The organism is Christensenellaceae bacterium 44-20 (genome assembly GCA_041223705.1).
Classification (GTDB): domain Bacteria; phylum Bacillota; class Clostridia; order Christensenellales; family Christensenellaceae; genus QANA01.
Genome location: JBCLQU010000001.1, coordinates 13,199 through 24,687, shown reverse-complemented (window position 1 = coordinate 24,687; position 11,489 = coordinate 13,199). Strand labels below are relative to the sequence as shown.

Annotated in this window: 12 protein-coding genes; 2 read left to right on the top strand and 10 right to left on the bottom strand. The window is 55.1% G+C overall.

The window, feature by feature from the left end; all coding sequences use genetic code 11:
• Positions 1-54: 54 nt before the first annotated feature.
• The 4 genes from AALG83_00140 to AALG83_00125 form a co-directional block, all read right to left on the bottom strand.
• On the bottom strand, positions 55-1,122 hold the full coding sequence (locus AALG83_00140) for a peptidoglycan bridge formation glycyltransferase FemA/FemB family protein (protein MEY8381577.1): 1,068 nt from the start codon (positions 1,120-1,122) through the stop codon (positions 55-57).
• Complete coding sequence (locus AALG83_00135) at positions 1,119-2,237, bottom strand: alanine racemase (protein MEY8381576.1); 1,119 nt, start codon at positions 2,235-2,237, stop codon at positions 1,119-1,121. The genes AALG83_00140 and AALG83_00135 overlap by 4 nt, the downstream gene beginning before the upstream one ends.
• Before the next feature lie 162 nt (positions 2,238-2,399).
• A complete protein-coding gene (locus AALG83_00130; protein MEY8381575.1) occupies positions 2,400-3,038 on the bottom strand; it encodes an SGNH/GDSL hydrolase family protein in 639 nt (212 codons plus the stop codon).
• Positions 3,039-3,049: 11 nt separating this feature from the next.
• Complete coding sequence (locus tag AALG83_00125) at positions 3,050-3,730, bottom strand: DUF554 domain-containing protein (protein ID MEY8381574.1); 681 nt, start codon at positions 3,728-3,730, stop codon at positions 3,050-3,052.
• A gap of 150 nt (positions 3,731-3,880) precedes the next feature.
• On the opposite strand from AALG83_00125, the gene AALG83_00120 reads away from it, so the two are divergent.
• Both AALG83_00120 and AALG83_00115 read left to right on the top strand, forming a co-directional pair.
• Positions 3,881-4,657, top strand: a complete 777-nt coding sequence (locus AALG83_00120; protein ID MEY8381573.1) for an SDR family NAD(P)-dependent oxidoreductase — start codon at positions 3,881-3,883, stop codon at positions 4,655-4,657.
• 111 nt (positions 4,658-4,768) lie between these two features.
• Positions 4,769-5,251: a methylated-DNA--[protein]-cysteine S-methyltransferase gene (locus AALG83_00115; protein ID MEY8381572.1), complete on the top strand. Its 483-nt coding sequence runs from the start codon at positions 4,769-4,771 to the stop codon at positions 5,249-5,251.
• A 64-nt stretch (positions 5,252-5,315) separates the two neighbouring features.
• Here AALG83_00115 and AALG83_00110 read toward each other — a convergent pair whose 3' ends face one another.
• The 6 genes from AALG83_00110 to gap form a co-directional block, all read right to left on the bottom strand.
• The gene (locus AALG83_00110; protein ID MEY8381571.1) at positions 5,316-5,876 is read right to left on the bottom strand and encodes a phosphoribosyltransferase family protein; all 561 of its coding nucleotides are present in this window, start codon (positions 5,874-5,876) and stop codon (positions 5,316-5,318) included.
• Between the two features lie 402 nt (positions 5,877-6,278).
• Positions 6,279-7,046 (bottom strand): ABC transporter substrate-binding protein, encoded by a 768-nt coding sequence (locus AALG83_00105; protein ID MEY8381570.1) that lies wholly within the window; start codon positions 7,044-7,046, stop codon positions 6,279-6,281.
• Between the two features lie 133 nt (positions 7,047-7,179).
• Positions 7,180-8,661 carry a hypothetical protein gene (locus AALG83_00100; GenBank protein ID MEY8381569.1) on the bottom strand — a complete coding sequence of 494 codons (1,482 nt, stop codon included), beginning with the start codon at positions 8,659-8,661 and terminating at the stop codon, positions 7,180-7,182.
• A gap of 81 nt (positions 8,662-8,742) precedes the next feature.
• Positions 8,743-9,510, bottom strand: a complete 768-nt coding sequence (locus AALG83_00095; GenBank protein MEY8381568.1) for a hypothetical protein — start codon at positions 9,508-9,510, stop codon at positions 8,743-8,745.
• Positions 9,511-9,729: 219 nt separating this feature from the next.
• Positions 9,730-10,242 carry a hypothetical protein gene (locus AALG83_00090; GenBank protein ID MEY8381567.1) on the bottom strand — a complete coding sequence of 171 codons (513 nt, stop codon included), beginning with the start codon at positions 10,240-10,242 and terminating at the stop codon, positions 9,730-9,732.
• A gap of 137 nt (positions 10,243-10,379) precedes the next feature.
• Positions 10,380-11,390: a type I glyceraldehyde-3-phosphate dehydrogenase gene (gene gap / locus AALG83_00085; GenBank protein MEY8381566.1), complete on the bottom strand. Its 1,011-nt coding sequence runs from the start codon at positions 11,388-11,390 to the stop codon at positions 10,380-10,382.
• Between the last annotated feature and the right edge of the window lie 99 nt (positions 11,391-11,489).

The following is an 11,489-nucleotide window of genomic DNA, read 5'->3' as shown; positions in this document are numbered from 1 at the left end:
GCCAGCCATGTGGCCGGACGCAGGGTACCTTTTTGCGGCTATCATCGTCATGCCTTATTGTTTTGCTGCTGCGCCCCTTTGCCGGAACTTTTTGAGCAGCCTCTGCTTATACCATTTTCGCATCCGCAGAGCCGCGCGGTAGCAGGCGTAGGCCACCGGATGAACTGCAAGTTCAAACTCGCCAAGCAGCTCCTGTATATACCCCACCCCCCCCAGGTATCCAAATCCCTTCTTGAAGCGGTACAGGCCATAGAGCGGGTTGTCCTCACGAAGATCGCCCGAGATGCCTCTCATATCATAAATCTCGCACCCCTTTTCCCTGGCCCAGAGCATCATCTGATACTGCATCAGGTAATTGGGCATGGCCTCCCGGTGCGTCTTGCTGGAAGCGCCGTATAAATACCAGGCGTGTTTGCCAAACCAGACGGCAATCGCCCCGGCGATGGGTTTGCCCTCATATTCGGCCAAAAAAAGTTGGGCATATTCGCCCATCTGATCGAGCAGGTTGCGGTAATACTGCATCTGCCGCACCACGAATCCATCCCGCTGCCCGGTCTCGACCAGCAGCGGGTAAAATTCCGAGACGCGCTCGCTCCCTCCGCGCCAAATCCTGACGCCCTTTCGCCCTGCCACCCGGACGTTGTAGCGCGTTTTGGGGGCAAAGCTCTGCAAAATCTGCTGGGCATCCCGATGGGCGATCCGAATCTGGTAGACAAATTTGGGCTGTGTATTGCCCATGGCGCCGGCCGGAATCTGCACAAACCCCATCGCCTGCAAGCGGGCGGCATACTCCGCCTGCCCCGCCGGGACATGCGGATCTATTTTCAGGCAGCAGGCGCGGCGCTTTTTGGCATAGCGCAGCACGTCCTCCATCAGCGCTTCCAGATGCTCCAAATCACAGACCGGGCCCCTTGGCGCATAGATCAGGCAAAACGGCCCAATCTTTCTGCGGAGCAGGAGCACTCCTGCGCAGATCTCGCCCGACTCGCGCCGCACGAGGATCTCGCTCTCCCACCCGGGCTTTACTTTGCTCCAGTTTGGGATCTGCATGAAGTGCGCGCCCATTTTCCGGCAAAATGCGAGATATTCCGGATATTGTCCGCTCTGCAAAATCTCCATCATGCTTCTCTCCAAAGGCGCGGCATCTGCTCCGGGCAAAAGACAGGGTTGCAGGCGGCATAGGCGAATTCTCCGGCGCGGCAGGGGATGCCCGAGAGATCGACAGCAAGATGGTTGAGCCCCACCATCCCAAGCACAGGCGCCTTTTGCCCGCGGATGCTGACATAGTGCCGCTTTTTCCCGAAAAATGCCCGGGCCGCCCGGGCGAGATAGCGCGCCGTGCCAATGCCCGTTTCCTGCCGGCCGACAAAAAAGCCTGCCTGCGCACCGGCCTGCACAATTCCCACCTTGCACGGTTTTTTCAGCCGGGTGTGTTTGCCATAGCCCACATTCCAGCCCTCCGGCAGTTCCTTGACCTCTGCAATCCGCGCCCCTATTTTGCCCACTCTGCAAAGCCCCAGTTTTTCCGCATCCGGCGTTCTGCCCAGCAGGCCGGATCCGATGCGGACCAGATCCATCTGCATCTTAGGAAAGCGGAGCGCACCTGCCGTGGCACAGCAATGCAGCATCGGCGGCTGTACGCCCAGCTCCCGCAGCTGTTCCACCTGCTCCAAAAATCGGGCATATTGTTTTTTGGTGAAAGCCGCATCGCGGTAGGGCTCTGCAAAATGAGTGTAGATGCCTTTCAGGCGGAAGTAGAGCGCGGCATCCGCCGCCTGCTCGGTCTGCCCAGGCAAAAAGCCATATCTGCCAAGCCCGGTATCCAGCACAATCTGGGCGGCCGGCATCTGCCCGGCCAAATACCCGGCGCGCTTGGCGCATCCCGCCGCCATCGCGCTGTCGATACTCAAAACCACATCCGCCCGAATCAGGCGCACCAGCTCGGGAATATCCAAAACCGGCGCCAGCAGATAAATCTCGCCCGAGATGCCCGCCGCCCGCAGTTCCATCGCTTCCCTGGCATCCTTGACGCCGAATTTGCTCACACCCTGCCGCTGTAAAAACAGCGCATATTCCTTAAGCCCCAGCCCATAGCCGTTGTTTTTGACCACCGCCATGATCGGAACCCGAATCCGCTCTTTTAATATTTTCAGATTATCCGCAATTTGCCGCGCTTCGATCAAAACAATCCCTTCCTGCGCGGTAGATGCGGCCTGCTTTCTCTTTTCCGCCTGCATCGCCCTCTTCCTCCTGCTTGGTTTGCTTACTTCTACCTTAACAGCGGATTGCGGCAGAATTTTCACGGATTTGCCACAAAGTTTTCATCAAATTGCGGCAAAGATGTAAAATGCTGTGAGCAAAAAAAGAGCAGGCCATCTGCCTGCTCTTTTGCCTTCCCGTTATTCCAAAATATCCATCAGTTTTTGATAGAGCGCTTCCGCCAGTTTGGCGTGGTTTTCTGCATCCAGGTGCACGCCGTCTGCCAGCCCTGGCTGCGCATATGCCGCCGCATCCAGAAAGTGGCACCCAAGCTCCCGGGCACGCTCTACAAAGTGGCCGGAGAAATCCACAGATCGCTCCGCCGATACCTGGCTGAAATTCTGATCGTCGTTTTCTGCTAAAATCCCGCCGTTGATCTCGATGGGCGAGACGATGAGCAGCTCCGGCGCTTTATAAGGCGCGTAATCCCTGCGCAGCACAATCTCCCCCAACCGCTTGACGCTTTGGGAAATCTGGTAGGCATTGCAGCCAAATCGGTCTTTTGCGTCGTTGGTCCCCAGCATGATCACCACCGCCTGCAAGGGATTCGCCGTCTCCAGGCAGGGCTCCAGATAGGCCATGCCGCTTTTGCTCCCCTCGACGGGATCGGCAAAGACCGTCGTCCGGCCGTTCTGCCCCTCTTCGAGCACCGCATATTCCGGCCCCAGCAGGCCTTGGAGCAGCGACGTCCACCGCGTATCCTCATCAAAGCGCAGGCCCGTCTGGCCGTCGTACCCCCAGGTGTTGGAATCCCCGAAGCATAAAATCCTCTTTTTCATCTTGCGTCCTCCTACATAAATAAACAGAGCACAATGGGGATGAAAATGGCCGGCACAAAGTTCATCACTTTGAACTTGCTGATGCCCAGCATATTCAGCCCAAGACCAATGATGATGACCGAACCGGCGCACGTCATCTCGGCAACCGCCGCATCCGATAACAGCGGCGCGACCCACGCCGCCAGCAGGGCGATGCTCCCCTGATAGACCAGCACAAAGGCTGCGGCAAACAGCACACCTACGCCCAGCGAGGAGGCAAAGATGATGGCCGCGACAAAATCCAGCAGAGACTTGGTGTAGAGCATCTGGTGATCGCCGCTCAGCCCGCTTTGCAGTGCCCCGACAATCGTCATCGCGCCCACACAGAACAGCAGGCTTGCCGTAACAAACCCTTCTGCGATGGAATGCCCGCCTTCTTTTTTCTGGAACTTGCTCTCCAGCCATTCGCCCAGGCGGTTGATGCGTTTATCCAAATCCAGCGCCTCGCCCAGCAGTGTACCCAGCACCATGGAAAGGATGAGGATCAGCGTATTTTCCCCTTTGAGCGAGCCGGAAATTCCGATATACAGCGTGCAAAGCCCCAGCGCCTTAAAGACGGCATCCGAAAGGCGCTCCGGCAGCCCTTTTTTCGCCACCAGGCCAATCAGCCCGCCCAGGATCACCGCGACTGTGTTGACAATCGTCCCCAGCATGTTCCCACCTCCTGCGATACCGCTATTTTACCACACCTTTTCCTTTGCGCATAGCAAAAAATCGCGCCATGCAAATTGACACTCCCATTCAAACGCGATATGATAAACCTATCTAGGGCACATCAGAATATGGAAAAGGAGTATCTCACGATGGGGAAATTAGAGGGGAAAGTTGCAATTATCACAGGCGCTGGCCGCGGGCTGGGCAAGCAGGTTGCCATTCGCTTTGCCGAGGAGGGCGCGAAAATCTCCATTTGCGCGCGCAGTCTGGATCGCCTGGCGGATACAGAAGAGAAATGCCGGCAGGCGGGCGCAGAGGTTTTCTGCTATGTCTGCGATGTCACCAAAATTTCGGATATGGAGGCGTATGTCGCCGCCACGGCCGCTCATTTTGGCGGCATCGATATTCTCTACAACAACGCTATGGCCACAACCTGCGGCCGCAAGCCCTTTGAATCGCATACTCAGGAGGATTTCGACGTCTTCTACCAGAGCGGGCTGATGGGCAGCTTCCATATGATGCGGCTCTGTTTCCCCTGGCTGAAAAAGAGCGGGCATGGCAAGGTGATCTGCATCGGCTCGGGCGCAGGCGTGGAAGGGCAGGACGGCCTCGCGGCTTACGGCGCGATCAAGGAAGCGACCCGCGCCATGGCCAGAACGGCCGCCAGAGAATGGGGCAAATACAACATCAACGTCAATACCATCAACCCCGGCGCCATCACGGATTTCTACTACGAAGAGCTGGCGCAGCTGCCCGAAGAGGAGCGTGATCCCGTAAAGCTCGGCTTTAACCCCACGACCATTGGGCGCTTTGGCGATGCCTATGAAGATATTGCCCCGGTCGCCGTCTTCCTTGCCAGCGAAGACTCCCGGCATATCACCGGGCAGACCATCATGGCCGAGGGTGGCGTTACCATGATTCCCTAAAGCTTTGCATCAGGGCGCTTTCTCTGGTAAAATAGAAAGCGCCTTTTTTTGCCACCGCATCCGCGCTTGGCACAGCAAAAGCCGCCCCATCCATTCATTAGGAGGATTTCCATGATATCTTACTGCCGCTTTTCTGCTCCCCTTGGCCGCATTACCATCGTGCAAGAAGGCGACGCCATCACGCATCTGCATATCGGTGAACCGCCCGTTTTGCCCGCAGGCGCAGAGCAGAGGGACACCCCGCTTTTGCAGGAGGCCTGCCGCCAGCTATCCGAATATTTCGCCAAAACGCGGCAAACGTTCAGCCTTCCGCTGAATCCCGCCGGAACCGAGTTTCAGAAAAAGGCCTGGGGCGCGCTTTGCACCATTCCATACGGCCAGACGCGCACCTATAAGGATATGGCCGAGGCCATCGGCTGCCCCAAAGGGTTCCGGGCAGTCGGCCTGGCCAACAACAAAAACCCCATCGCCATCCTGATCCCCTGCCACCGCGTCATTGGCGCCAACGGCAAGCTGGTCGGCTATGCGGGCGGCCTGCATTTGAAGAAATTTTTGCTGGAGCTGGAGGGCATTCCCGTAGCCGAAAAAGCCTAGCAACCCTTCCAGAGCGCAAAAAAGAAGCATCTTGCTCATGCAAGATGCTTCTTTTTTGATGCCGTTATGCCAGCGGGTTTCCCTCCGCATCGAACAGCGGCAAACGCTCCAGATAGAAAATATCTTCCCGATCCGCCGCATCGCCTTCGGCCAGCACGGCCATTCTGCCGGCGACGCTCCCGCCTGCCATCTCCACCAGCCTTTCCATCGCCAAAAGCGATTCGCCTGTGCTGATGACGTCGTCCACAATCAGCACGCGCTTTCCGCGCATGGCAAGGGCATCGTCCTCGCCCAGATAGAGCGTCTGCTTGCGCTCCGTGGTGATCGATCGCACCTCTACAGCCAGAGGATTCGCCATATAGACCTTGGTGCCCTTGCGGGCGACGATATGCTTGGCCTCGCCCCGCTGCCTTGCGATCTCGTGGATCAGCGGAATGCTCTTGGCCTCTGCCGTCAACAAAACATCGTGTTCCGGCATGTGCGCCGCCAATTCCCTGGCGCAGGCTTCGGTCAGTTCCGCATCCCCCAGCAGGATAAACGCCGCAATTTGAAGCGCATCGCTGATCGGATAGAGCTTGAGCTGGCGCGTCAGCCCGGCAACGCGCAGTGTATATTCCCTTTTCATCTCTTCCTCCTTCGCCGCACAAGGCAATGCCGCCCTGCGTCCATTCCTATTTTAGCGCATCGCCGCGCTTTAGACAAGAACTCCGGCGGCCAAAATTCATGCGGCCAGCCAAATATCCAAAAGCGCCTCCCGCTCTTCTTCAGCCCCTCACTTCTCAGCAGCGGCTCTTTTCCTCTCAGCATCGCCAGCGATCACTTAAGCGGCAGAAGTTGAAGCGGCAAATACCCAAAACTTTTGGTGCGCCCTGGCTCGCAAAGCCCGCCGCTTTTTGCGTACTACGGATTTTCTGCACTTCTGCGCCTATTATGGCTATCCCCATTCAGCAGGATGCCTACAGCATATTTCCTTTCATAAAAATCGGCGGGACAGGAGATTTCCCTGCCCGCCAATCCGTTCAGCCAGCTACTGCATGGTATGCTTCGAAATAAACGCCTCGATCTTGCCCTCTTCCTTCAGCTCTGCGATCACTTGATTCGCCTTTTTGAGCAAATCCGAATCTTTTGCGACGCCCAGCGCATACTGCTCTTCCGTCAGCTTTTCGCCCGCAACTTCCAGCTTATCCGCATTCTGCGCCGCGATGGCCCTTGCCGGCAGCTCGTCTACCACGACAGCCTCCAGCTTGCCACTCATCAGAGCCGCGGATGCCTCGGTCAGCGTGGCATAGCGCTCGATGCTCTTGGCATTTCCCTGCTGCGTCGCGAAGTGATCACCCGTGGTGCCCACCTGCACGCCGACGACTTTGCCCTCCAGATCTGCCGCCGTCTTGATGCCGGAGCCAGCTGGAACCAGCAGATACTGCGCGGCAGGCAGATAGCTTTCTGTGAAATCCATGATCTGCCTGCGCTCCTCTGTAACCGTCATGCCCGCAGCGGCGATATGCCCTTTGCCAGCGGCAACGGCGGCCGGGATATCCGCAAAATCCATATCCACAACTTCCAGCTCTACGCCCAGCTCATCCGCGATGGCTTGGCAAATCTCCATATCTACGCCTATGGTGCCGCCCTCTTCGCCCTGATATTCGAAGGGCGGGAAGTCGGAGCTCGTCAGCACAACCAGCTTGCCGGATTTTTTAATTTCCGCAACCTCAGAGTTCTTTCCGCAGGCCGCAAACATGCCGCATATCAAAAGCGCCGCCATCAGCGCTGTCAAAAGCCTTGTCCACTGTTTCATTTCCCTGTTCCTCCTTCCAGGCGCGAAAACCCAAGTGCAGTTTTGATTATACACCGTCTCCCACAAAGATGAAGCGGTTTGGCATATTTTTTACACGAAGGATACACCATCTCTTTGCGCAAAATGATGGAAGCTATTCATCCAAAGGCATCCGCTCCAGCATCCAGTAGTGCTGGTTATAGTAGGGGCTTGTGCGGGCGCGCTCCTTTTTGCTGCGCACCTGGTAGGGCAAACGCAGCTTTTCAAACAGCGTGTTCGCCATAGAAACGCTGATGCTCTTTCTGCCCAGCTTTTCGCACAGATACCGCCGGAAAAAGGCCAGCTCTTCTCCTGCCAGCTTTTTCCCGCTTTGCGCCTCGAGCCGCATCTGCAGTTCACCCCGGCTTTTCTCATCCAGCGCATATCTCGGCAGCTGCATCTGCTGCGCCCGGGAAGCTCCGCCCAGCGCCTGCACCATCCATTGCCGATACCCCTGTTTTTCAATGGCGTTTAACACAGCAATGGCGATCTCGCAGACCGCCCTCTGCCTGCTGTTCACCTGAAAACGGCAGTTCCCATATTCATCTGCCTGCCCGATAAAGAACATGGGGTTTTCTGCGAGAAAGCGCGGGCTCTGGCTGCGCCGCATAAATTCCGCCCCTTCGCCGCGCTCCATCTGTTCAAACCAAGATAAATTCTCCGCCTGGGCCTGGTAAATCCCGCGCAAATAGCGCAGCTGCGTGCCGTTATATTCGATGATGTAAAGGCAGATGCTCTCCCCCTGCTGGTCAAGCGCATTCAGGCAGTCCAGTATCTGATCGACGTCGAATAAATCGGCGATGATATGCCGCATGCCCTGAACGCATAGCCCCCGACCCATGTTTCTGCCATCTGCCACCAGAATATCCTGCCGGAAGAGGAGCTTTCCCTCCCGCACGCGGCAGGTGTTTTCAGGCAGATCCGCGCCATAGAAATAGCTGGCCTTTGAGCGAAAAGCCTTTGCCGCCAGCCGCATTTTTTCCTTGCTGCCGCAAAAATAGGCAATGCCTTCCCCGGGATACTGCGCCATCAGCTCCTGTGCAAGCCTGATACCCGTGGATTTCCCCCGCTCTTTTTGCACAAATACGATATGCCCGGGGGTGCCCTGCCCGGCGAGCACAAAGAGGTTTTCCCGCTTTAGCTTTCCCGCGCTCAGCAGATACTCCTGAAGCCCTTTGGCGTTCGCGCCTATCAGGATGACAGCACTGCGCTCTGCCTGCATGAGAAAATCGTAGACCAGAGCCGAATAGGCCGGCTCCCGCTGGGATTCCAGCAGCAGGCGGCAATCCTCTGCAAAGATATAGTCATACTGGCCGTCGTAGGCGACGTGGTATTGCACCATCTGCTCAAACTCGGCATAATCCATGATGCGCAGCACTCTTTCCGCATCTGCGCGATCCAGCCGCTCTTTTTCCGCCTGCATCCGGCCGGCGTTGGTCAGGTATAGGATTTCCTTGCCCGTGGCCGCTGCCATTGGGCAAACCTGCTCCAGCACAAAGGATTCCATGCCGCAATCCGGCCCGCAATCCAGAAACACTTTCTCGCCGTACCAATTTTCATATGCGCTGCCAACCAGCTCCGCAATGCTTTTTCCCATCCCAGTTCTCCATTCAGCCAATTTCACAAGTGATCGCGTCTCTTTTCTGCGGCTCCTGCCCTGCGCCCACAAACGCGTGCCCTAAAAGAAATCCTTGAGCGGCGGCTTTTCTGCCGGCGGCTGATAGGCCAGCGGATCGCGCGCATAATAGCTCGGCATCTGGGTAATCGCCTGGCGCATATCCTCATTGTCGTAATAGCGCCAGCGAATGCCATAAAGATTCAGATACCTGGGCTCTGTGTTCCACTGCACCGTTGCGCAGTAGGCCAGCATAAATCCGATCATTTCCTCCTCGGACTGCAAATTGCGGTAGCCACAACCGGCAAAAGAGAAAGAACCGCTGGCGCTGGTATACCCTTCCGAATCCGAAGTGCTCGGATAAGAGACGCCCCATGGCATGATCTGCCCGTTATAGAGGAAGTTTTTTTGCTGATATTTTTTGATCTCCTCCATCATGGGGTTGCCCGCAAACTTTTGGGCAATCTCCAGATACCCGCCTAGCCACCGGTAAATCTCCTGCACTCTTTTCATCAGCGCGCATTTTTTCAGCACTTCATAGCTTGGCGCACAGATGGAGACCGAGACATATTTTGACCAATAATCAATTTTATAAGTTAAACTATTTTGGACGCAGTAGGCTCGCAGTTGCTCCTCCTCCACTGTGTTTCTATTTCGGAACAAAAAGCCGGAGTAGTTGACATCGTAGGTGCGCCGAAAACGGATCTGCGGAAGGCTGCTCGCATCCAGGGACGTATCAAACCCCTCTCCGCGATATTTCACTTTATAATCCCTTTTGGGGCTCCCATCCATCCACCACCAGGCCAGGATGTCCTCAAATTCTTTTATCATTCCCCGAAATCCGGGATAGGTGTCTCCTGTCATTTCTTTGCCGCACGCGCATGGCCTGCCCATGCTCTCCTTCCTATATCCTATAACCTCTATTCTACAATATTTTAAGAGAAAATCCTATCCTGCTTTTATCAAATCTGCAATAAAAAAACGGCAGAGCCTGATAGACTCTGCCGCAAATTTTTCTATCCTATTGAATCTGTCGCTTCATTTATTTCTCTACTGATAAAGCTCCATACTCATGCCATAATTCTCCCGCCCATCTGTCGATGAAAAGAGCTCGTCTGCCTCATACGCCGCAATTACATCTTCCGCCTTATCTGTTCTTTGCATCGCTGAAAGAATACTTATAAACCCAAAAGGGACTCTCGCGTCCTTTTTATAAAACAGAGCTAAAATTCCAACCATATGTTCAGGGCCCCCGTCATGCATTCCTATCACCAGAGTATCGACTTGCTCCCATGTGCTCGTTCCATCTGCCTGTGCAGTGAAACAGGTAGCCAGAGCAGAACAATCCGCAATAAACGGTTGCGCAGGCCCTATATCTCGAATCATAACTGTAATAGAACCTCCCTCCATTTCATACTCGGCCACGCCATATTTGCCCAGGCAAATTTCGACTGCATCTTCCCAGCTTTTCGCATCTTTCAGGCTTCGCTCCTGGCAGGCAGTAGTGCTGAACATGAGCGCTAGAACAATGAGTAGCGCCGCTCCTCTTTTCAGAATTTTCATTTTTCCCTCCGGCTCTTATATTTTGACAAAATTCGACATGCAAGCGAATAAAAAAGCGGCAAGGCTTTTGGAACCTTGCCGCAAATAAGCAAAATATATCTACTCGGCAATATGCCAAATTATCTTTTTTGCTTTTCTTACTGAGCGTCGACTTTCGCCATGTGCTCGATGAGGTTGACAACTTTGTTGGAGTAGCCCCACTCGTTGTCATACCAGGAAACCAGCTTGACGAAATTGTCGTTCAGGGCGATACCAGCGTCTGCATCGAAGATGGAGGTTCTGGCGTCGGAGATGAAGTCGGAAGAGACGACCTTATCCTCGGTGTAGCCCATGATGCCCTTGAGCTCGTTCTCGGAAGCAGCCTTAACTGCAGCCTTGATCTCCTCATAGGTCGCGGGTTTTGCCAGGCGGCAGGTCAGGTCGACAACAGAAACGTCTGCCGTCGGAACGCGGAATGCCATGCCCGTCAGTTTGCCGTTCAGCTCAGGAATGACCTTGCCAACAGCTTTTGCAGCGCCCGTGGAGGAAGGAATGATGTTGAAAGCAGCGCCTCTGCCGCCTCTCCAGTCCTTCTTGGAGGGGCCGTCAACCGTCTTCTGGGTTGCGGTGGTTGCATGAACCGTGGTCATCAGGCCCTCAACGATGCCGAACTTGTCGTTGATGATTTTTGCCAGAGGAGCCAGGCAGTTCGTGGTGCAGGAAGCGTTGGAGACAACCTTCATATCAGAAGTATACTTATCGTTGTTAACGCCCATAACGAACATCGGGGCATCGGAGGAAGGAGCGGAAATGACAACCTTCTTTGCGCCGCCGGCGAAGTGCGCAGAAGCTTTCTCCGTCGTGGTGAATGCGCCCGTGGACTCGACGATATACTCAGCGCCGCAGTCAGCCCATTTGATATCCGCAGGATTCATCTCTGCGAAAACTTTGATCTCCTTGCCGTTGACGACAATCGCGCCGTCTTTCGCAGAAGCCTCGCCCTTGAAACGGCCATGAACCGTATCATAAGTGAGCATATAAACCATATACTCGGGATCGATGAAGGGGTCGTTGATAGCGACAACTTCAACATTGGGGTTCTCAACCGTCGCACGGAACACAAGGCGGCCGATACGACCAAAACCGTTGATACCAACTTTAATTGCCATGTTACATATCCTCCTAATTTTTCATACATTTTAATGACAAAATGTAATTGAGCAAATTTCGGCTGGCCGTCAGCCAGTCCATTTTTATTATAGTATAAC